The sequence below is a fragment of the Exiguobacterium sp. s64 genome, assembly GCF_018618035.1.
Classification (GTDB): domain Bacteria; phylum Bacillota; class Bacilli; order Exiguobacteriales; family Exiguobacteriaceae; genus Exiguobacterium; species Exiguobacterium mexicanum_A.
On the sequence record NZ_JACSLH010000008.1, the window covers coordinates 35,065 to 54,052 of the forward strand.

The 18,988-nt window shown below is 53.0% G+C and carries 26 protein-coding genes; 17 read left to right on the top strand and 9 right to left on the bottom strand.

The features are described 5' to 3' along the window. Positions 1-4: 4 nt before the first annotated feature. Complete coding sequence (locus KNP64_RS11650; protein WP_214753427.1) at positions 5-1,072, top strand: saccharopine dehydrogenase family protein; 1,068 nt, start codon at positions 5-7, stop codon at positions 1,070-1,072. A gap of 67 nt (positions 1,073-1,139) precedes the next feature. Then, complete coding sequence (locus KNP64_RS11655; RefSeq protein WP_214793605.1) at positions 1,140-1,934, top strand: GNAT family N-acetyltransferase; 795 nt, start codon at positions 1,140-1,142, stop codon at positions 1,932-1,934. 32 nt (positions 1,935-1,966) lie between these two features. Here KNP64_RS11655 and KNP64_RS11660 read toward each other — a convergent pair whose 3' ends face one another. Together KNP64_RS11660 and KNP64_RS11665 are read right to left on the bottom strand one after the other, a co-directional pair. Beyond that, positions 1,967-2,752 (bottom strand): SDR family oxidoreductase, encoded by a 786-nt coding sequence (locus tag KNP64_RS11660; protein ID WP_214793602.1) that lies wholly within the window; start codon positions 2,750-2,752, stop codon positions 1,967-1,969. Positions 2,753-2,837: 85 nt separating this feature from the next. Further along, positions 2,838-3,152 carry a hypothetical protein gene (locus KNP64_RS11665; protein ID WP_138858601.1) on the bottom strand — a complete coding sequence of 105 codons (315 nt, stop codon included), beginning with the start codon at positions 3,150-3,152 and terminating at the stop codon, positions 2,838-2,840. Positions 3,153-3,299: 147 nt separating this feature from the next. Here KNP64_RS11665 and KNP64_RS11670 point away from each other — a divergent pair, with 147 nt between their 5' ends. The 4 genes from KNP64_RS11670 (at position 3,300) to KNP64_RS11685 (ending at position 5,969) form a co-directional block, all read left to right on the top strand. Beyond that, on the top strand, positions 3,300-3,605 hold the full coding sequence (locus tag KNP64_RS11670) for a hypothetical protein (protein ID WP_214764473.1): 306 nt from the start codon (positions 3,300-3,302) through the stop codon (positions 3,603-3,605). 66 nt (positions 3,606-3,671) lie between these two features. Next, the gene (locus KNP64_RS11675; RefSeq protein ID WP_251126427.1) at positions 3,672-4,685 is read left to right on the top strand and encodes a S66 family peptidase; all 1,014 of its coding nucleotides are present in this window, start codon (positions 3,672-3,674) and stop codon (positions 4,683-4,685) included. Further along, positions 4,685-5,287: an NUDIX hydrolase gene (locus tag KNP64_RS11680; protein WP_214711201.1), complete on the top strand. Its 603-nt coding sequence runs from the start codon at positions 4,685-4,687 to the stop codon at positions 5,285-5,287. The genes KNP64_RS11675 and KNP64_RS11680 overlap by 1 nt, the downstream gene beginning before the upstream one ends. Positions 5,288-5,381: 94 nt before the next feature. Further along, positions 5,382-5,969, top strand: a complete 588-nt coding sequence (locus KNP64_RS11685) for a GNAT family N-acetyltransferase (protein WP_214793596.1) — start codon at positions 5,382-5,384, stop codon at positions 5,967-5,969. Here the strand turns inward: KNP64_RS11685 and KNP64_RS11690 are convergent. Next, positions 5,950-6,414 carry a GNAT family N-acetyltransferase gene (locus KNP64_RS11690; protein ID WP_034779680.1) on the bottom strand — a complete coding sequence of 155 codons (465 nt, stop codon included), beginning with the start codon at positions 6,412-6,414 and terminating at the stop codon, positions 5,950-5,952. The genes KNP64_RS11685 and KNP64_RS11690 overlap by 20 nt on opposite strands. Positions 6,415-6,484: 70 nt before the next feature. On the opposite strand from KNP64_RS11690, the gene KNP64_RS11695 reads away from it, so the two are divergent. The 3 genes from KNP64_RS11695 to KNP64_RS11705 all read left to right on the top strand — a co-directional run bounded on the left by KNP64_RS11695 (position 6,485) and on the right by KNP64_RS11705 (position 8,638). Beyond that, a complete protein-coding gene (locus KNP64_RS11695) occupies positions 6,485-7,285 on the top strand; it encodes a GNAT family N-acetyltransferase (RefSeq protein ID WP_214793593.1) in 801 nt (266 codons plus the stop codon). Beyond that, entirely contained in the window at positions 7,282-7,464 is a 183-nt protein-coding gene (locus tag KNP64_RS11700; protein WP_214709166.1) for a hypothetical protein, read from the top strand. The genes KNP64_RS11695 and KNP64_RS11700 overlap by 4 nt, the downstream gene beginning before the upstream one ends. Positions 7,465-7,645: 181 nt before the next feature. Continuing rightward, on the top strand, positions 7,646-8,638 hold the full coding sequence (locus KNP64_RS11705) for a M23 family metallopeptidase (protein WP_214793590.1): 993 nt from the start codon (positions 7,646-7,648) through the stop codon (positions 8,636-8,638). 40 nt (positions 8,639-8,678) lie between these two features. On the opposite strand, the gene KNP64_RS11710 is transcribed toward KNP64_RS11705, so the two are convergent. Then, the gene (locus KNP64_RS11710; RefSeq protein WP_214709170.1) at positions 8,679-9,146 is read right to left on the bottom strand and encodes a helix-turn-helix transcriptional regulator; all 468 of its coding nucleotides are present in this window, start codon (positions 9,144-9,146) and stop codon (positions 8,679-8,681) included. A gap of 139 nt (positions 9,147-9,285) precedes the next feature. Beyond that, the gene (locus KNP64_RS11715) at positions 9,286-9,828 is read right to left on the bottom strand and encodes a TraR/DksA C4-type zinc finger protein (RefSeq protein WP_034779670.1); all 543 of its coding nucleotides are present in this window, start codon (positions 9,826-9,828) and stop codon (positions 9,286-9,288) included. Between the two features lie 155 nt (positions 9,829-9,983). On the opposite strand from KNP64_RS11715, the gene KNP64_RS11720 reads away from it, so the two are divergent. The 4 genes from KNP64_RS11720 (at position 9,984) to KNP64_RS11735 (ending at position 11,814) form a co-directional block, all read left to right on the top strand. Next, positions 9,984-10,508 (top strand): GrpB family protein, encoded by a 525-nt coding sequence (locus tag KNP64_RS11720; protein WP_214709172.1) that lies wholly within the window; start codon positions 9,984-9,986, stop codon positions 10,506-10,508. 56 nt (positions 10,509-10,564) lie between these two features. Continuing rightward, the gene (locus KNP64_RS11725) at positions 10,565-10,882 is read left to right on the top strand and encodes a hypothetical protein (protein WP_214793587.1); all 318 of its coding nucleotides are present in this window, start codon (positions 10,565-10,567) and stop codon (positions 10,880-10,882) included. Beyond that, positions 10,882-11,343 carry a GNAT family N-acetyltransferase gene (locus tag KNP64_RS11730; RefSeq protein ID WP_214793584.1) on the top strand — a complete coding sequence of 154 codons (462 nt, stop codon included), beginning with the start codon at positions 10,882-10,884 and terminating at the stop codon, positions 11,341-11,343. The genes KNP64_RS11725 and KNP64_RS11730 overlap by 1 nt, the downstream gene beginning before the upstream one ends. A gap of 168 nt (positions 11,344-11,511) precedes the next feature. After that, the gene (locus KNP64_RS11735; protein WP_214793581.1) at positions 11,512-11,814 is read left to right on the top strand and encodes a hypothetical protein; all 303 of its coding nucleotides are present in this window, start codon (positions 11,512-11,514) and stop codon (positions 11,812-11,814) included. Positions 11,815-11,838: 24 nt separating this feature from the next. Here KNP64_RS11735 and KNP64_RS11740 read toward each other — a convergent pair whose 3' ends face one another. From KNP64_RS11740 to KNP64_RS11750, 3 genes are all read right to left on the bottom strand, one after another. After that, on the bottom strand, positions 11,839-12,696 hold the full coding sequence (locus tag KNP64_RS11740; protein ID WP_138858613.1) for a pirin family protein: 858 nt from the start codon (positions 12,694-12,696) through the stop codon (positions 11,839-11,841). A gap of 124 nt (positions 12,697-12,820) precedes the next feature. Further along, positions 12,821-14,092 (bottom strand): hypothetical protein, encoded by a 1,272-nt coding sequence (locus tag KNP64_RS11745; protein WP_371815341.1) that lies wholly within the window; start codon positions 14,090-14,092, stop codon positions 12,821-12,823. 287 nt (positions 14,093-14,379) lie between these two features. After that, a complete protein-coding gene (locus KNP64_RS11750) occupies positions 14,380-15,276 on the bottom strand; it encodes an aldo/keto reductase (RefSeq protein ID WP_138858614.1) in 897 nt (298 codons plus the stop codon). Between the two features lie 153 nt (positions 15,277-15,429). Here KNP64_RS11750 and KNP64_RS11755 point away from each other — a divergent pair, with 153 nt between their 5' ends. The 4 genes from KNP64_RS11755 (at position 15,430) to KNP64_RS11770 (ending at position 17,485) form a co-directional block, all read left to right on the top strand. Next, on the top strand, positions 15,430-16,041 hold the full coding sequence (locus KNP64_RS11755; protein ID WP_214793579.1) for a protein kinase family protein: 612 nt from the start codon (positions 15,430-15,432) through the stop codon (positions 16,039-16,041). A gap of 83 nt (positions 16,042-16,124) precedes the next feature. After that, positions 16,125-16,454 carry a four-helix bundle copper-binding protein gene (locus tag KNP64_RS11760; protein WP_138858616.1) on the top strand — a complete coding sequence of 110 codons (330 nt, stop codon included), beginning with the start codon at positions 16,125-16,127 and terminating at the stop codon, positions 16,452-16,454. A gap of 113 nt (positions 16,455-16,567) precedes the next feature. Further along, positions 16,568-17,080 carry a GNAT family N-acetyltransferase gene (locus KNP64_RS11765; RefSeq protein ID WP_138858617.1) on the top strand — a complete coding sequence of 171 codons (513 nt, stop codon included), beginning with the start codon at positions 16,568-16,570 and terminating at the stop codon, positions 17,078-17,080. 66 nt (positions 17,081-17,146) lie between these two features. Continuing rightward, a complete protein-coding gene (locus KNP64_RS11770; RefSeq protein ID WP_214793575.1) occupies positions 17,147-17,485 on the top strand; it encodes a zinc ribbon domain-containing protein YjdM in 339 nt (112 codons plus the stop codon). A gap of 45 nt (positions 17,486-17,530) precedes the next feature. Here the strand turns inward: KNP64_RS11770 and KNP64_RS11775 are convergent, their stop codons facing one another. Further along, the gene (locus tag KNP64_RS11775; protein ID WP_214793572.1) at positions 17,531-18,988 is read right to left on the bottom strand and encodes an aldehyde dehydrogenase family protein; all 1,458 of its coding nucleotides are present in this window, start codon (positions 18,986-18,988) and stop codon (positions 17,531-17,533) included.

An 18,988-nucleotide genomic window follows, 5' to 3' on the forward strand; every position in this document is an offset into this window, starting at 1 on the left:
CGTGATGAAATGGATGATTTATGGGGCGAACGGCTATACAGGCGAACTGATTGCCCGGCAAGCAGTAAAAGAAGGGATGACACCGGTGCTCGCGGGTCGGCGTGCGGACGCAATCGCAAAGCTCGGGGAAGAGCTCGCGTGTGAGACGCGCGTCTTTAACTTGTCGTTCGATAAGGCGACACGCCAATTGGAAGACATCGACCTCGTGTTACACTGTGCCGGACCGTTCGCCGATACGAGTCGGCCGATGGTCGAGGCATGCCTCGCCACGAAGACGCATTACTTGGATATTACCGGGGAAATCGAAGTGTTCGAATACATCCACTCGAAGAAACGGGCCAAGCTCGCACAAGAGGCCGGCGTGTTGCTTTGTTCGGGTGTCGGCTTTGACGTCATCCCGACCGACTGTGTGGCCCGCAAGTTGAAAGAGCTGATGCCGGATGCGACGAATCTAGCACTCGGCTTCTCGGCGGCCGCCGGTATCTCACGCGGGACGCTGAAAACAGCCATCCGCGGACTCGGGTCGAGCAGTGCCGAACGGAAAGATGGCGAACTGACACCATTCCCGCTCGGGGCGAAACGCCGTCACATCGATTTCGGACGCGGCAAGAAAACGGCACTTGCGATTCCATGGGGGGATGTCTCGACCGCCTATTATACGACGGGTATCCCGAACATCACGACGTGGGTCCCGGTCCCGACGGCTTACGCTTACGGGGCGCGTCTCTTATCTTGGTTCGGCCCGATTCTTGGCAGCGACGCGGTGCAAGGAAAGCTGCTCCGTTACGTTGATGAGCACGTGAGCGGACCGGATGAGTCGGAGCGGGAGCAATCATCGACGTATGTCTGGGGCGAGGCGACGGACGCCTCAGGACGTAAAGTGATCGTTCGCATCAAGACGGCGAGCACGTATGCCTTCACCGTGTACGGCGCACTTGAGGTCGTGAAGCGTCTTGTCGGATCGGGCCGTGTCATCCCAGGTAGCTTTACACCGGCGATGCTGTTCGGGTCGCACTTCATCGAAGAAATCGAAGGATCATCGTCATTTGTCGTCGATGAGGTCCGGCTGTAACGGAATCACAATCTGTTCGCAATCGAAGTGTGGTAAACTCAGGGGAGATTAGTAGGGAGGGAATGAGATGAGACGCTTAGAACTAGCCAGGCGGATCGAACGCATCAAAGCGGAAGGGACGTCTGCCTATATTCGGCATCGTAAACAGACCCCTCCCTATGAAGGTTCGGAATTGATTGTTGAAAACAAGGGCCACGTCTTCCGGATGGGCAATACGAGTTTCGCGGTCGGCTTCGGGTTGAATCGACCGACCAGTTTTTACGATTTGCACCAGATGGAGAAGTGGGTGCGCGGGAAGAACGTGTCCCGCCTACATATCGAAGTCTGTCCACTCGCGGACATGTCACTCATCCGGTTATTGCAAGAACGAAACTATACGCTCGACCACTTCCTCGACGTCTGGTTGCTCGACGTGAATGCGTTCGTCTTGCCAGAGATGGCGCATCCGGTCGAACGCGTGCACGCAAACAACGTGAATGAGTGGGCCCGGGCCATCGCGGCCGGCTTCGCCGAGACGGGGACGGTCATGCAAGAGACGATCGATACGGCGAAAGGTTTCTACGCGCTTCCCGAAAACCAGGCGTTTCTCGTCCGCGAAGGCGGGACGGCCGTCGCTGGCGGGATTCTAGCCATCCAGGACGGGATGGGTGAACTGTTTTTGACGAGCACGATTCCCGCTTATCGGGGCAGAGGCTATCAGACGCAGCTCATCTTGGAACGGATTGCGGCCGCGAAAGCGGCCGGATGCGAGTACGTGACCGTGACGACGAAAGTCGATACGGCCTCGGGACGGAATATGGAGCGCTTAGGGTTCATTCCGTTTTATCAGAAAGCGGTCATGAAAAGTCCAATCCTCAAATAAACAGGTCGCCCCGCGGGGCGACCTGTTGTCCGTTAAAGTAATGATTCGGCGCCGTCGACGTACACCTCAGAGCCGGTGACGTGACTTGACATGTTGCTCGCGAAGAACAAGACGACGTCCGCGACTTGTTTGGCTGAACCGGATTTCCCGGCAAGCGGTTGGTTTCCTTCCGGATACTCGATTGGGATGACGACTTCTTCAAGCAAGGCATCATCGCGGTTCGTCGAGTCATCGATGTTCGTGTCGATGGCCCCCGGACAAATCGAGTTGACGCGAATGCCAAATTGGGCGAGCTCGGCCGCTGCCATTTTCGCAAATCCGGTCTGACCGGCTTTCGTCGTCGCGTAGCCGCTGAACCCGAAGTTTTTGAAGTAACGGTTCCCGTTGATGGATGACGTGATGATGATACTGCCGCCCCGTTCTTTTAAATGCGGAATGGCGTGTTTCACTGTCAAGAACGTGCCCGTCAAGTTCGTCTCGACGACACCGTTCCAATCTTCGAGTGACAAATGCTCGATTGGTGTGATTGTGCCGTTCCGTCCTGCGTTCGCAAAGACGATGTCGACGCGGCCGAAACGTTCAATCGTTTGCTCGTACGCTCGTTTCATCTCGTCTTCGTTCCCGACGTCGGCACTGATGCCGACGGCACGCTCTTCTCCAATCAGACTCGCGAGTTGCTCCGCATCTTCTAAATTCAAATCGACGATCGCGACTTTCGCCCCGGCTTGAACGAACCGGATGACGGTGGCACGTCCGATTCCAGATGCCGCACCCGTGATGAATGCGACTTTCCCTGATAACAATGTATGTGAAATCATTCAATTCGCTCCTTTCAGCTTCCTGTTCTCATATTCCACCGTTCCCTAAAAACTATGCTCGTTTTCTGAAAAAAAGCCGTGTCGCTTAATCCGGCGTTACATGGATTGACACGGCAATTTTGAGTTTGGCGTCACGGTCGAGCTCCACCGTGACGACTTGACCGACCCGAAGTTCTTGCACGTCGTTCGCACCCCCGGTCACTTCGGTCTGATCATTGATTAAAATCGTATACAACTTGACTTCATTGCCCGAGACGTCACTTGGACCAATCATCATTTGGGGGATATCGATTTGCTCAATCCGTCCTTCGATTTGATGGTCGTCCCACGTACTAATCCAATACACCGCCACTAAACAAAGACCGATAAACGCGAGGGCAAAGATGAGTCGTGTCCTCATGACGTTCCTCCTCTGCGGTATTCCGGTACGATGGTTTCCATTAGTTATTTACCCGTATTACAGGAATTGTACAGGATTCTTTTGACAGGAATTTGAATCAATGTTGCGGAATATAACAAGACAATTTGATGAGTGGAGGTGCTGACGATGATGCTAGTCGGGCTGGTCGGTTTAATCATTTTAGGATTGGTGGCGTTCGGATGGTGGACAATCGGGTTCCCACGGCGACGCATATGGGGCGGACTGATCATGTTAGGTGTCGCGTTCACCTGCTTCCCTTTCCTTCTTGTCTTGAGCGGGGAACGCTTTGGGTTCCATGGCATCATCGCGGGATTGGTCGGATTATTTTGTATTGTTGCGGGCGGATTCTTCTTTCTTGTGCTCGGTTGGATGGGCCGTCCGCAGAAAATTCGAAAGGTACGGACACTCTCGGAAGACCCTGATTTGTTTTAGGATAGGTTGTCAGCCGACTCTTGGAACCCGTACAGTGAATGAAACAAACATGAGGGAGCGATGAGGTTGGGGACAAGTAAACAACCGCCGACGTTACGGGCGGGGGACACGATTGGAATCATCACGCCGTCGTTTCCGGCACCGGTCCGGTTTCCGGAACGGTATGCGCGAGGAATTGAACAGCTCAAGCGGATGGGTTTTCTCGTTCGAGAGGGACGGTGCACGCACCGTTCAGAAGGATACCGTTCGGCCTCGATCCGCGAACGAGCCGAGGAGTTCAATGAGTTGCTGCGCGACCGCGACGTGAAAGCAATCATTAGCACCATCGGAGGGACGAACTCGAACTCGCTCTTACCGTATATCGATTACGAGGCGTTGCGACACCATCCGAAAATCATCATGGGGTATAGCGATGTCACAGCACTCCTCCTCGCCTGCTATACAAAGACAGGTGTGACGACGTTCTATGGTCCAGCCATCGTCCCGTCGTTCGGGGAATACGAGACGATGTTTGCGGACGGGGAGCGCTACGTGCGAGAGGTACTCTGTTTGGAGCGGACGGCGCCTTACTCACTCGACGTTCCTGGAGAGTGGACCGAGGAGATGATCGATTGGTCGACGCAGGACCGGGAGAAAAATTTCCGGCCGAATGATGGCTGGCTCACTCTCCGAGAAGGTCAGGCTCGTGGCAAGTTGATTGGTGGGAACATGAACACGATGACCGGCTTCTTGAAGTCGGACTATTTCCCAGACATGGACGGGGCCATCCTGTTTTTAGAAGACTCGTTCAAGACGATGGCAGACGAGGAACGTTCCCTCAGTATGCTCAAACTGGCCGGAGTTTTCAATCAAATCAATGGACTCATCATCGGGAAACATGAACATTTCGATGCGGCCGGCGCACCGTTCACGTTTGAGGAGCTGTTGCTCGAAGTGCTCGGAGACGTCGACTTCCCGATTTTGACGAACGTTGATATCGGGCATACGTTTCCGTCACACGTGTTCCCCATCGGCATCGATGTCGAACTCGATGCGACGTCAGGGACAATCACATTTTTAGAGGATGGAGTGACGCGATAATGGAATTCATCACGGTCGTAGACCACCGGCGGAAGAAAGTCGGGTTGAAGTCACGCGCCGATGTGCACAGGGACGGGGACTGGCATGAGACGTTCCATTGTTGGATGACAGCCCACGACCGTCTCTTCCTGCAACTTCGAAGCGAACGGAAGACAGATTTTCCCGGATTGTTCGATATCACGGCAGCCGGGCATTTGGCGGCCGGAGAGACCGTTCGGGACGGGGTGCGGGAGATTCATGAAGAGCTCGGGCTCGACCTGACGTTCGATCAACTGACTCCGCTCGGCGTCTTCGAAGACGTGATCGAGACAGGGACATTTTTGGATCGAGAGTTCGCCCATACATATGTCTACGCGTACGCGGGAGAACCGTTTACATTAGATGAGATGGAAGTGGGCGATGTCGTCACGGTCGATTTTGCGGCGTTCCGGTCGCTCTTGGCCGGCAAGCATGCGGAGGTTGAGTCGATCTCGGCAATCTCAGGGGAGACACGGACCGTGACGAAGCAAGATCTCGTGCCCCATCCGACAAGCTACTGGGAGCAAGTTTTGACAGGCCTTGAAGAGTTGACTTCAAGCAATCGAGGCGGGTCTCATGATTGATTTTATTTGGCAACTGCTGAACGTATTGCTCGTGCTCGGTTTAGGTAGTCTTTTGGTTTGGTGTTTTCGCAAGTGAAGAGGGGGGAATGACGAGATGAACGTTGAACGTACAGATACACCGCTCCAGATTGAGACCGGGCGGTTATACTTGCGGGCACCTCGCGCCGGAGAAGATGCCCGTATCGTCAACGAGGCGATTCGGGAGTCGCATGATGAACTGAAGCGCTGGCTTCCGTTCGCGCAAGAAGTGCCGACGTTATCCGAGACGGAAGAAAACTTGAAGCGGGCACAGGAACTCTATGTAACAGGTGAGAGTTTTCGGTATCTCATCTTTTTACGGGAGACGGGGCCGTTCGTCGGGACGGTCAGTCTGTTTGGGATTGACTGGGACGTACGGAAGGCTGCAGTCGGCTATTGGCTTCACACGGAACACACCGGCCACGGTTATATGAGCGAGGCGGTCGAGGCGATCGTCCGTTTCGGATTCGCCCACTTCAGCTTCCAGCGGATTGAAATCCAATGCGAGTCGACCAATGAAGGAAGTCGAATGATTCCGGAACGGCTCGGCTTTCAGTTGGAAGGCACGCTCCGAAACGAGGACTTGTCTGCTGACGGAAAACGCTTGACGGACACGGCCGTCTACAGCATCTTACCCGGCGAACTTATACCTGCAGCGACATGATGCGTTGGGGTCCGACCGGTCCGTCGATCAAGCGGCCGGTGTCGACGAAGCCGACAGTTTGATAGAGCGAGAAGGCCGGCTCATTTTTGAGATTGACTGACAGGACGACCTCGTGTTTATCGGTGAAGTGCTCCCGGACATAACTCGGCAAGAGACGGAGCGCCGCTTTGGCGTGGCCGTTTCCTTGAGCCGGATGATTGATGGAAAACATCGAGAGCAATAACGCATCTCGCGCCTCCGTGTAAGAGGCGACCCGTTCCGTGTCGTGGAGCAGAAAGAAGCCAACGGGCTCATCGGTCGTGATGACGACAGGGTACACCCCGTCTGGCAACTGCGAATCGAGATCTGTTGGGAGCGTCGTATATTTCTCTTGGTCGAGCGGTAGGGAAAATGTCTCCAAGACAGGCCAATGGGCGTCACGGAGTGGTTCGAGTTTGATTGACATCCGGATTCCTCCTCGGTGTAAGTTGACTCTTCTAGTATACTGAACTCTAACTCGAAAGGAACTGAGCACGATGGCGAGACCAATCATTTCTTATGTCCAAAATCCACCGCGCGCGGATTTATACCATGCCTTCATGGACGGTTTTTCTGATTATATGATTCACTTTGACATGGATGAGGCTCGATTTGAGGCGGTGTTTCTCGTCCGCGATCAAAACCAGCCATCCCGTTCCGTCGTCGCCTATGCGGACAATCGTCCTGTTGCCGTCATGTTGAGCGGCGTGGCGCACCTGGATTCGGGATGGGTCACTCGTTGCGGTGGCTTGGCGGTCGCCCCTGGCTATCGACACCTCGGCATCGCGAACGAGTTAATGCGCCGCTTCGATGAACAAGCGATGGGCACACGCCTGCTTGAAGTCATCCAAGGGAACGAACCAGCACTCACGCTTTATGAACGGCTCGGCTATGAAACAGTTCGAGAAATTATGTACTTCCAATCTGTACCGACCGAGACGGAGGCGTCGCTCGAACCGGAACCGATCACCGAGCTATTCGAGACGTATTATCCGTCTGCAATCCACCGACCGATTTGGCAAGTCGACGTTCGTACGACCCAACAACAGGCTGAGCTTGTGCGAGTCCGTGAGGGCGAGACGACAGGAGCCCTCCTTTTTCGAGGCGATTTGCTCCTTGATGTGTTTGGTCGGGATGAAGATGCGGAATGGTTGTTGCGAGCGGCAGCAGCGGCCGGTCCGATTAAACTGACGCTCACTTCGGACCGTCCGGCCTTGATCGAGGCAGCCCGCCGACTCGGATTCATGCAGGATGAAATCGCTCAATTCGAGATGGTCAAACCGGGAGGTATCGTGTGATGCATCGTTTCTTGCCCGTCCTGATGGTGCTGCTGATTGTCGGGAATTTGTTCACAATCCTCGGTCTGACGACGAACTTGTCGTCAGCCAGCACCCGGTTCTTTTTAATCGGTGGCCCGGCCTTGACCGTCTGCGCCGCCCTCGGTATTGTCATAATCGTATTGAAACGAAAGCGATGACCGCGATAGGACGTATGAAGTTTGAGTGAAGTTTGTGGAGGGTCGACTCATCGTTTTGACATGTTCGACATATAAATGAAATGCTTCATATATTGAACTTTTCAAACATGGATGCTATATTCGCACTTGTAGCTTTTTATATAGCTAGCGAATCATCCTATTTGGAGGTTTTTATCAATATATGTGGAAACAACTACTCGTAACCGTCGGTACAGGCGTCCTGATTTTTTCAGGGACTTCAGCCGTATCGGCGGATCAACTTACCCCGCAAGACCTCGTCAAGGCGACGAAATCGCTTCAACAGACCGAACAGCGGCTTCATACCTCGAAACAATCGGTCGCGAAAGCCAAACGCCGCGCTGAAGCGGTTGAAGCAAAAAAGAACGCGATTCAAAAGAAGATTGATCGTGCCAACGCGCAACTCGCGTCATACGAGACGGCGCTGAATCCCGAGACGGATGATCCATCTCTGTTCAAACAAGTGCTATCGACTGTTCTTCCGAGCGCGAAAGCGGAAGCGGCGGCATCTGAAAAGAACGAGGCTGACTTGAAAGAGAAACAAGCGGCGACGACTCGGTCGTTAGAAAAATTAGAGAACGAACAGGCCAAAGTGGGCGCAGAGCACAAGAAGGCCCGCTCGACCCATTCAGCCGCCTACAAGCAATTGAAACATCGGGCCGCCGAGTTGAAAGATTTGAAACGACAAACGACAGCGTTGGCGCCTGAGAAGTTCATGATGCCGGCGACCGGTCGTCTGTCACAAGGCTATGGCGCTGCGAGCGGACAGTTCGGGTACACGTTCCATAACGGACTCGATATCGCCGCGAACGTCGGCACACCGATTTACGCGGCCGCGGCCGGAACGGTCACCGACGTCAAGTCAGGTGGTCCTTACGGCAAGCACGTCTTCATCGAGCACGAAATCGATGGTCAGAAATGGACCACGGTCTACGCGCACATGCATAAAATCGAAGTGAAAAAAGGACAGGCGTTGCTCCAAGGCGAAGCCATCGGCCAAATCGGCAACACCGGCAACTCGTCAGGTCCTCACCTCCATTTCGAAGTGCATAAAGGCGAATATGCCTATTCATCCAGTTCGGCCGGAAACACGGTCAACCCGATGGACGTCGCCGAAGTACTCGGTGGCGCGTCGCCCATTAAAGCTACTTATTGACGCAACGAAATTTCGTTGCGTCATTTTTTGTGTCATTTCTTCAAGCCTGCTCATCATGTGTCGTTCGCAGTTCGAACAGCTTTTGAAACGCCTCGTCGCGGTCGAACGTGCTGAACCAGCGGAAGTCGTCGTGGTCGAGAATCCGGTAATGTTGACTGACCATATTCTGTTGAATTCGATATTTCCCTTGATGCTCGATCGTCGTCCACCAGACGTGTCCGCCCAACGTCTTCGTCGCCAACGTTGGATCGGTATGCGCGACGAGGCGAATGAACTCGATCGGTTGATCCCCGATCAACGAATGGAGATAAGAGCTTTGATTGAACAAGGCGCAGATGGCGACGGTCGTCGTCCAGTTCGCGTTCAGGCGTCGCTTCTCGATTTGAATCAATGTCTTTTTTGAGATACCGACGAGCGTACAGAGTTCTTCTTGGGATAATCCTTGTTCCGTCCGAATCAGTTTGAGTTTGCTGGAAATCAGCTCAGAAAACGTTTCTTTTGTATGCATAAATTCTCCTAAGATGTATTTTTACACATCGTATCATGTGGCTTGAAAACAGGGAAGATATAGGATGGGGAAAACAGCTGTTTATGGTCATGAAAAAGCGGAAGGAGATGGACTCCTTCCGCTCACGCAATGGCCTACGTTATTCTCGTGTCGGGTCGTGATTGCCTTCGCTATCAGCAATCGTATCCGAGCTCCCGAAATCCTCGACTTGGCTGAACGCGTCGGTGCTTTGGCCAGGCTCGTCCGTCCCATCGAGCTGTTTGCGGGCGGCTGTCTCGGACGGGTTGAGCACGTCTTCTTCGACCGGGCGTTCACGGTCGGTCTGATGCTCGTCTTCTTCTTGTTCACGCGCATGCTTGATGCAGAGTGTCGCTTCCGGGATTACCTCTAGGCGGTCCAACTCGATGTCTTCCCCGCACACCTCACACTTTCCATACGTGCCTTTCTCGATGGCGAGCAGTGCCTTGTCCACATCGCTCAAAAAATCTTCATCGAGTTCCGTGAGCGCTTGGTCACGTTCACGCAAAAAGAGCTCTTCCCCGGAATCGGCCGGGTGATTATCATAGTGCGACAGTTCCCCTTCGTCATATACCTCTTCCCGATTTTCCATATATCCTTCGGTCTTCGCTTTTTCTTTTAATAGACGCTCCTTGAACGTATCGATCTGCTTCTGTGTCAACATACGGTTCACTCTCCAGTTCTGTTTTCATTAGTATTAGCATTTCCCATTTTGAGTCGTGACAAACCTTCCCGTCGGCGGGGTCCGTTTCTAAACGATTCGGAAAACGGGTATGATGATAGAGAAGGAACGAATTAGCCGAAGGAGGAATTAGGACGATGAGAAAAGTAGAAGTCATCCCATATGACCCGATATGGGCGACGAAATTCGAAGAAGAGGCGGCCAAGCTCCAGCGATTGTTCGAAGACGAACTCGTCGCGATTCATCACATTGGTAGTACGTCGGTCCCCGGGCTCGACGCGAAGCCGATTATCGATATCATGCCGGTCGTTCGGCAAATCGAGCGAATCGACGACTGGGTCGGTCATATGGAAGCGCTCGGTTATCGGAGTTTTGGTGAACACGGCATCCCGAGACGCCGTTTCTTTGCGAAAGGCGAGGAGGTTCGGACTTTCCACGTCCACATGTTCGAGGACGGGGATGACGGCGTCATCCGGCATCTCGCCTTTCGTGACTACTTGGTCACATTCCCGGACGTGCGGGACGAGTACGCGTCGCTCAAGCAGCAGTTGGCGAGCCAACATCCGGACGATATCGAAAGTTACATCCAAGGGAAACAAGACTGGGTATCGGCGACGGAGCGGGCGGCTACAATATGGTATGGATCCAGAAAACAAATTTGAAACCTTTTTCCATTTCCCCTCGTAAAGAATGGTAATTATTTTAAGGGGGGAACGGAATGAAACAATTTCTTGGCAAGTGTATCGAGTACGCGTTCGTCGCCGTCGTGTTCGTTGGTTTGTTTTTCGGACTGCGTTACGGAGTCAGTTACTTCGTCTTAACAGCCGAGGAGTCTTATTTCTATGTCTTTCTCGGCACCGCGTTTATCCTCTTTCCGGCCTCGCTATTCGTAGGTTATTGGCTGGCCCGTCCCATTCAGCGCCGTTTGAGCGGAAGAGAGACGGTAAGTTCGAACCACACGTTGCGCGGCTATGAAAAACCGCACGGGGTCACTGAGACACGAGATTATGGGAACGAGGGATCGGGGCCGTTATGATGCAGTTGAGACGAACCGACGATGCGAGCTTGATTGCGACGTTGAATCGTCCCATCCATGAACATCATCTTCAACTCGCACCGGCCTTCTTTGCATCTTACGATCACGCGGCGATGGAAGCGGCGTTTTCGGAGATGATGGCGCGAAACGATTATCATTTCTTCACGGCAGAGGTCGACGGGGACACAGTTGGCTACGTCTGTTTTCAAGAGCGGGTGAGTGAGGCGAACGCATTTCGGCAAGCAGTGCGCACGCTGTACGTGCATCAAATCAGTATTAACCCGGAAGCGAAGCGAAAAGGGTATGGACGTTTGGTTATGGAAGAAGTGGAACGCTATGCCATCGCGCACGGAGTTCCCTCAATCGAACTGGATTATTGGTCGGTGAACGAAGCGACTGCGGCTTTTTATGAACAGGTGGGATTCCGACCGAAACGTCAAGTCGTCGTAAAGCAGCTGTAGAACGGAGAGACCGGCCATGGCCCGGCGGATCACCTTGTTCATCGTGTTGACGTTTAGTCTGTCATGGTCGTGTTGGGTGTGAACATCTGGCTTGTCCGCACGACGGGCATCTCGTCTTGGCGCGCCGCTATGATGCGCAATTTTTGAAAGTGGAATGAGGAGGATTTGATGGAGACAGTCATTTTAGGCATCGGTGTCATCGGGACGATTTCGCTCATGTTATTCATGTCGAACCAATGGTTGGGTTATGGCAAAGGCAACATCGTCATGACGCTAGACGAGCATTATACGAATTTGAATGAGTATGTGCCGGCAATCCTGACGAAACTGTATGAGGACGGGAAGTCGGCCCATTATCTCGGCGACCGGAAGTTTGAAGTGGACGGGAAACGCTATGTCCTCGTCGAGCGGACCGTCCCGATTGGTCGGGTTCCGACACAACAGACGGTGCTCATGCCGGACAAACAATAAGCCGCGCCTCAGGCGCGGCTTATTTTATTTGACGGCCGGGGGACCGAACACACCGGCGTGATAGTCGCGGAACGCTTGGCGAATCTCATCCTCGGTGTTCATGACGAACGGGCCGTGAGCGATATAGTCTTCTCGAATCGGTTTGCCTGAATAGACAAGCAGTTTCGTGCGTGACGTTGCTTTTATGCGGAGTCCGCTCTCACCCTCGGCCGTCTCGTCGAACGTGAGCGTCGCTACGTGCGTCTTCTCGAGCGGTGTCGCGGACGTCCCGAGTTCGACCGAACCGGCGAGCATATAGACGAAGGCGTTATGATTCACGGGGATGACGTGCTCATAGACTTCACCTTCCTTTAAGCTGACTTCACTCATTGTGATCGGGACAAGGCTGTCCATCGGGCCTGTCGCACCGCCGACCTCACCCGAATAGACACGGACTTGTCCACCGTCGATTGGCACGACCGGGGCGTCTTCGACGTACACGTTTTGATAAGACGTCGTCGTCGTTTTGAGCGCTTTCGGTAAATTGAGCCACAGTTGCAGCGTATGAATCAAGTCGTCGTCGACGGCCTCCTCGGCGTGTCGGGCCGCCCAGCCCGCGTTCATGTACTGGACGTCTCCGGCATCTAAAATCGAATGGCCGCCGTGGTTGTCGATATGTTCGAGTCGTCCGTCAATGACGTAGGTGATCGTTTGGAAACCGCGATGCGGGTGGTCCGAGAACGTGCCGCGTTTGAACCAGTCCTCGGCCATCAAGATGAACGGGTCGAACTCGTTTTTTCGCTCAGGGGGCAAGACCCAACCTTGTTGTACGTGTGGATATCCAGGTTGCTTATAAGCGACGGGCCAATGTGTGGCGACGTCGCGCTCGAATCGTTTGGTCATCAAATTCTCTCCTTTACATCGTTTGCTGTCATTGTCGCATAGCGACCGATGGATGCTTTCTGATTTTGCCTAGAAAACGTGCAAAGACAGACCGGTTCATACCGGTCTGTCTTTAGGAAAGGGGTTAGCCCTGTTGCTTATTGAATAAGTCGTGCCAACGTTCGGCATCGGCGCGGAGCAGTTTGAAGTGTGACCCTGTCAACGTATTCGTCAAAAAGACATCGTCTCCGTTATAGCTGATATCGAACGTCTGCGCACAAATACCCTCGAAAACGGTCAAATAGGGAGTCGGGGCCGGGGTCCCGGCCGTGGCGACAGCTTTCGAACGATCGATCGCTTGGAACACGAATTGGACGGCCTCGGCATTGGCGTGATGCAAGAACGATGCGTCCTTGGATTCCGTTCCGAGCAGCGCCAAGTCATGTGTCACGACATGCCGGCGGTGGGCAAATTGTTGGCGCATCTTCGTTTTCAACCGATCGCCGCGAAGCAACGTTTCTTCTCGATAGGTGATTGAGACGACTTGTTTATGCGGTTTCCCGTCACGGATGAATGAAAAGCTGAACAAAGGATAGCGCTCATTCGGGATGAGTGTCGTCGGGAGCGTGCTCGCTTGACGAGCGCCAAGCATGCGGTCGAACCTCGCGTCTTTCGGTCGAAGCACATCCCCATATAAGGTTTGATCAGATGACAAATGAAGCCCATATTGTTTTGTATCTTGAGACACCTCGGTACCTAAGGCGAGGGAGAGGAAAGGTTGGCGCGATGCTTCGTTAATCGGCAACGTGACCGTCTCATATGTTTCCGGGGATTCGAACGTGAATTCGAAAGAGCCATTGAACGGCATCGTCACGTGAACGAGCGTCTGCTCGAGCCCGCTCCGTTTCGGATATGGCTCGTTGCCGACGGGTTTAGTCATTTCCTCTGTGAAATGGATCCGTTCGTGCGGTTGGGCGTTTCGTAGTTTTGACGTTGCCGAAGACGGGACAGCGTGGTCACGATACGCAATGAGACTGTTCGGCAACGTGTCGATTTGTTTCATATACGTGATCGTCTCGGCTTGGCACTGGACGTAGGCTTGATTGTCCACTTCAAAAAAAGTGGCGGTCGGAAAGACATCGGTCGAGGATGTCGTGATCAGCGGTTGGGTCAATGTGACCGTCCCGATCAAGTGACGTTCTCCGTCAGGAATACGGGATAGCGCGTCCTCTGGATAACAAGCATCGAGGACGTTCGTCCGATCGGACTCGGTCATCTCGATTTGTTGTCCTGATGGCAGGGTAGCGCGACCTTGATAGTACTCTGGAGCTATATGTAAACGAAAGGCATGTTCTTCTTCACATCCAAAAAGGACGAACAACATGGCGAGCGTACAAAGAATCAAGTACTTTTTCACGGGGGTGCACTCCTTTGATGATTAACTTTCATCATTTTAGCACCATTTTTTTGTGACTTTAGTCTTAGGAAAAATAATGTGTTTTTTTAAAAAAAAATCAAAAAACCCGCTCAACTTGAACTGAGCGGGCTTGTTTTACACTTATGGATATGAAATGGAATTTCACTCTTGTGAACATGTCGATTTTTGACGAATGAACCGTTGAATGGCCACGTTCTTGAAAATGATGAAACTATTTAAAAAATCAAGGATGGAACCAATCAGGGTTTATTTGTTTATTTTTACCTTCAATCGACGTCGCGGCCGCGGGCTGCCTTCAAAATTTCGAACCATTCTTCACGGGTGAGCTCGATATCGAGCGTGCCGACGGCGGTCTTGACTCGGTCAATTTTCCCAGATCCGACGATCGGCATGATCTTGGCAGGGTGTTTCAAAAGCCATGCGTAAACGACTGCATCGATACCGCTCGCTTCGTGGCGGTCACTGACGTCTTCGAGTTTCTCGCGAAGCGGCGCATACTGTGACTCGGTGAACAGTTGACCGCCGGCGAGCGGGCTCCACGCCATGAGCGGCATCCGCTTCTCGTGGCATAGGTCGACAGAACCATCTTCGAAGTGTTTCAGTTGCATCGGTGAAAGTTCGAGCTGATTCGTCACGAGTTGGAACGGTAAGCGTGACTGGAGCAACTGTTGGGTTGCCGGTACGTGGTTCGAGACACCGAACGTCCGGACTTTTCCACTGCGTTGTAACGTAATGAATGCCTCAGCGACTTCGTCCGGGTCCATGAGCGGATCGGGACGATGGATCAACAGCGTGTCAATCTGGTCAATGGCGAGCTCTTTGAGTGAACGCTCGGCTTGACGGATGATATGCTCTTTCGTCGTATCATAATGGTTGATTGTTTGGCCTGGGTTGAAAGAACCTGTCAGTTTAATGCCAGTCTTCGTCACGATCTCGATTTGATCGCGAAGTGAAGGATTGAGGCGAAGTGCTTCCCCGAATAGTCCTTCACATGTATAGCCGCCGTATATATCGGCGTGGTCGAACGTCGTGATTCCGAGTTCGATACATTGCTCGATGAACGTGAGACGTTCCTGCGGGCTCATATCCCATTCAGCGAGACGCCACATGCCGTGGATGATCCGTGAGAATGATAAGTCTTCTGTCAGTTCGATACGTTGCATGATTGATTCCTCCTCATTTTCTGTCGCTTTCATTATAGAGATAGTCGGGGGATGCGTCACTTATTGGGCGTATCGGACGGACGCGGACCGAGTCAAATGAAAGTGATTTCAGTTATGATAGGAAAGAGATGAACCGAAAAAGAGGAGTGCTCTATGAATCATTATGAACAATATGCGGGCGTCACGTTTGAGCGACACGGGCAAGACACGCGTGTGACCGCCTATCATCCTGACCTCGAACTGCACGGGATCGGGCGCAGTGCTGCCGTGTTCCGCATAAAATCTACACGACTCGTCATTAAAGTGTTTTTCCCTGGCTATACGTACATCGCGGCCGAGGAAGCCGTGATCTATCGGAAGCTCGAGGGATTGCCACAATTCCCGGGTCTGTACGAAGCAGGTCCGAACTATATCGTCATCGACTATATCGAAGGGAAGACACTGTTTGAATGTTTGATTGAAGGCATTTGGATCGACCCCGCGTACATCAAGCAAGTCGATGAGGCGCTCATAGCGGCCCGGCGACTCGGGTTGACCCCGTCCGATGTCCATTTGCGCAACCTCATCCTCACGCCGGACGGCCGACTCTATTTGATTGACTTGGCGCGATTCCGACAAGGGCAACAAGTCGATCACCAATGGGAAGATTTGAAGCGGATGTATCGGCTCTATCGCCTCCGTTTCATGCCGAAGCGGTATTCGGAGCGCTGGTTGAACGGTGTCGCCTACCTATATCGTACATTCGTGAACGACCCGAGACGTTAGTCGACGGTGGTTTTTCTTTTGAAGATTAGGGAACAACAGTAACGTATTGTCGTTGTGTAGTCATTCAAAAGGAGGACGAATACATGGCTCATCGAATTTATGCGAACGAACTGGAAACGTTGCACGATTGCGTGGAGACGTGCAATTACTGTCTTGAATCTTGTCTCGAGGAACATGACGTGAAGATGATGGTCGACTGTATCCGACTCGATCGTGAGTGCGCTGCAATCTGTTCATTCCTCGCCGAGGCGATGACACGGGAGTCGGCGTTCGTACCGGAACTGGCCCGGGCTTGTGCGGTCGTCTGTAAGGCGTGTGCCCAAGAGTGTGAGAAACATAAGCACGAACATTGTCAGGAATGTGCGCGCGTCTGTTTCGAGTGCGCATCGATGTGTGACCGTTTGGCAGCCTAAGGTAAAAAAGTCAGTCGAAACGGCTGACTTTTTTTGTGGCAGCAAATCGTTACGTGTATTTTGAAATTGAGATAAGTATAATAAAGAAAACTTATAGAAAGTATGGTGTCCTCATGATTCGCAACTGCCGTCGAGACGACCTTCAAGCCGTTTTACATATTTACAATGACGCAATCGTCAACAGTACAGCTGTTTACCATTACGAGCCGGTGACGCTTCAAAATCGCGTCGCTTGGTACGAAGATAAAAAAGCGTCCAGGCTCCCGATCATCGTGTGGGAGGAAGGCGATGTCGTCATGGGATTTGCCACGTTCGGCCCGTTCCGTCCATGGCCGGCCTATCAGTATACGGTCGAGCACTCGGTGTACGTGCATCCCGGCTATCGGGGGAAAGGGATCGGGAATAAATTGCTCCGTGAAATCATCCGCATCGGTGAAGAACGGGAAGTGAAGACGATGATTGGTGGGATCGATGCCGCCAATATCGCGAGCGTCAAAGCCCATGAAAAATTAGGGTTCGTCCATTCAGGCACGATAAAAAAAGCCGGCTACAAGTTTGGCAAATGGCTGGACTTATCGTTTTATCAGCTTGATTTGAAAGGCCCCGAGACTCCGCAAGAAGGCTGACCGCTAGCTGTCGAACTTCTAAAATTGCGGTATACTGGGAACAGTGTATCGAATGGAGGAATCAGTATGACAGAACTACCGAATTGCCCAAAATGTCAGTCGACTTATGTGTATGAGGACGGGAGCTTGCTCGTCTGTCCGGAATGCGCCTACGAGTGGTCGCCGAGCGAGGTAGCCGAAGCGGAAGCAGACGCGCAAATCAAAGATGCGAACGGAAATGTGCTCCAAAACGGGGACACAGTCACGGTCATCAAAGATTTAAAGGTGAAAGGGACGTCGCTCGTCGTCAAACAAGGCACGAAAGTGAAAGGGATCCGTCTCGTCGACGGGGACCATGACATCGACTGCAAGATTGAGGGCTTTGGCGCGATGAAGCTCAAATCGGAATTCGTGAAGAAAATCTAAAAAAAGCGTGTTGGTCCGTTCGCGGACCAACACGCTTTTTGCTGTTTATGAGAAAAATGGTTTGTATTTCCGGCGTTCGTGCATGACGGATACCCACTGGAGCGTCGTGAACTCCTCGAGCACCCACTCGCCGTTGAAGCGGCCAAGACCCGAATCTTTCTCTCCGCCGAACGGCAAGTGCGGCTCGTCGTTCACCGATTGGTCGTTGACGTGAATCATCCCCGTCTCGACTTGGCGGGCGAACTCGGTCGCACGGTAAATCGAACCGTGGACGGCACCACTCAGTCCGTATGGCAACTCGTTCGAGAGTTTCAGCGCCTCGGCGTCGTCCTTGAACGACAGAATGACGGCGACCGGTCCGAAAATCTCATTTTTCGCAAGCGGCATGTCGTTCGTGACACCGCTCACGACGGTCGGCTCGAGCACGTTCCCGTCAGCGTTGCCGCCGACCTGGAGCGTCGCACCGGCGTCGACCGTCTGCTTGATTTGATCGAGGATGCGGTCGACTTGGTCGTGGTCGATGAGCGGCCCGACTTGTGTGTCTGATTCGTTCGGGTTGCCGAACTTCAAGGCGCGGACTCCCTCAACGAATTTTTTGAGGAATTCATCGTGAATCGACTCGGCGACAAGGATTCGGTTCGTCGACATACAGATTTGCCCTTGGTGATAGAATTTCGAATAGACGGCCGATTCCACGGCACGGTCGATGTCGGCGTCGTCTAAGACGACGAAGACGTTATTCCCGCCGAGTTCGAGCGCTGTCTTTTTCAACAGGCGTCCGGCCTTCTCGGCGATCCCTTTGCCGACCTCGGTCGAACCGGTGAACGAGATGAGTTTTGGCACCGGGTGCTCGACGATGGCGTCCCCAATCTCCGAACCGCGACCGACGACGATGTTCAAGACGCCTTTCGGAAGACCCGCTTCTTCAAATAGCGAGGCGAAGAGGAGACCTCCTGTGACCGGTGTCGCCGTCGCTGGTTTGACGACGACGGTATTCCCCGTCGAGAGGGCGGAGACGATTGAGCGGACCGCGAGGTGGAACGGGAAGTTCCATGGACTGATGACGCCGATGACGCCGAGCGGTTTCCGATAGACCCGGTTCTCTTTGTTCGGGACGATTGAAGGCTTGATGAGCCCGTCCATGCGGAACGGGAACGTCGCCGCTTCCTTGATGATCGCCATCGAGGCTAAAAATTCGCCTTCTGCTTTGATGCGCGTGCTGCCCGACTCTTTGACGAGCCAGTCGATGATGTCATCTTTATGCTGCAACGTCACTTCGGCGAACTTCTCAATCAAGGCCCGGCGATTTTGTGGCAGCATCGTCGCCCATTCGGTTTGTGCTTCTTTCGCAACGGCATAAGCCTTGTCGAGATCAGACTCGTCGGCCGACCGGATGGAGAACAATGTCTCATCCGTGAACGGGTTGGTGTTATCGATCGATTTGTCGCTTGACCCTTCGACCCATTGGCCATCAATGTACATCTTTGTAAAATCGGTATGCAT

Coding starts and splice junctions, on each gene's coding strand:
- KNP64_RS11650 (WP_214753427.1), top strand. CDS start 5: ATGAAATGGATGATTTATGGGGCGAACGGCTATACAGGCGAACTGATT.
- KNP64_RS11655 (WP_214793605.1), top strand. CDS start 1,140: ATGAGACGCTTAGAACTAGCCAGGCGGATCGAACGCATCAAAGCGGAA.
- KNP64_RS11660 (WP_214793602.1), bottom strand. CDS start 2,752: ATGATTTCACATACATTGTTATCAGGGAAAGTCGCATTCATCACGGGT.
- KNP64_RS11665 (WP_138858601.1), bottom strand. CDS start 3,152: ATGAGGACACGACTCATCTTTGCCCTCGCGTTTATCGGTCTTTGTTTA.
- KNP64_RS11670 (WP_214764473.1), top strand. CDS start 3,300: ATGATGCTAGTCGGGCTGGTCGGTTTAATCATTTTAGGATTGGTGGCG.
- KNP64_RS11680 (WP_214711201.1), top strand. CDS start 4,685: ATGGAATTCATCACGGTCGTAGACCACCGGCGGAAGAAAGTCGGGTTG.
- KNP64_RS11685 (WP_214793596.1), top strand. CDS start 5,382: ATGAACGTTGAACGTACAGATACACCGCTCCAGATTGAGACCGGGCGG.
- KNP64_RS11690 (WP_034779680.1), bottom strand. CDS start 6,414: ATGTCAATCAAACTCGAACCACTCCGTGACGCCCATTGGCCTGTCTTG.
- KNP64_RS11695 (WP_214793593.1), top strand. CDS start 6,485: ATGGCGAGACCAATCATTTCTTATGTCCAAAATCCACCGCGCGCGGAT.
- KNP64_RS11705 (WP_214793590.1), top strand. CDS start 7,646: ATGTGGAAACAACTACTCGTAACCGTCGGTACAGGCGTCCTGATTTTT.
- KNP64_RS11710 (WP_214709170.1), bottom strand. CDS start 9,146: ATGCATACAAAAGAAACGTTTTCTGAGCTGATTTCCAGCAAACTCAAA.
- KNP64_RS11715 (WP_034779670.1), bottom strand. CDS start 9,828: ATGTTGACACAGAAGCAGATCGATACGTTCAAGGAGCGTCTATTAAAA.
- KNP64_RS11720 (WP_214709172.1), top strand. CDS start 9,984: ATGAGAAAAGTAGAAGTCATCCCATATGACCCGATATGGGCGACGAAA.
- KNP64_RS11725 (WP_214793587.1), top strand. CDS start 10,565: ATGAAACAATTTCTTGGCAAGTGTATCGAGTACGCGTTCGTCGCCGTC.
- KNP64_RS11730 (WP_214793584.1), top strand. CDS start 10,882: ATGCAGTTGAGACGAACCGACGATGCGAGCTTGATTGCGACGTTGAAT.
- KNP64_RS11735 (WP_214793581.1), top strand. CDS start 11,512: ATGGAGACAGTCATTTTAGGCATCGGTGTCATCGGGACGATTTCGCTC.
- KNP64_RS11740 (WP_138858613.1), bottom strand. CDS start 12,696: ATGACCAAACGATTCGAGCGCGACGTCGCCACACATTGGCCCGTCGCT.
- KNP64_RS11750 (WP_138858614.1), bottom strand. CDS start 15,276: ATGCAACGTATCGAACTGACAGAAGACTTATCATTCTCACGGATCATC.
- KNP64_RS11755 (WP_214793579.1), top strand. CDS start 15,430: ATGAATCATTATGAACAATATGCGGGCGTCACGTTTGAGCGACACGGG.
- KNP64_RS11760 (WP_138858616.1), top strand. CDS start 16,125: ATGGCTCATCGAATTTATGCGAACGAACTGGAAACGTTGCACGATTGC.
- KNP64_RS11765 (WP_138858617.1), top strand. CDS start 16,568: ATGATTCGCAACTGCCGTCGAGACGACCTTCAAGCCGTTTTACATATT.
- KNP64_RS11770 (WP_214793575.1), top strand. CDS start 17,147: ATGACAGAACTACCGAATTGCCCAAAATGTCAGTCGACTTATGTGTAT.
- KNP64_RS11775 (WP_214793572.1), bottom strand. CDS start 18,988: ATGCATACCGATTTTACAAAGATGTACATTGATGGCCAATGGGTCGAA.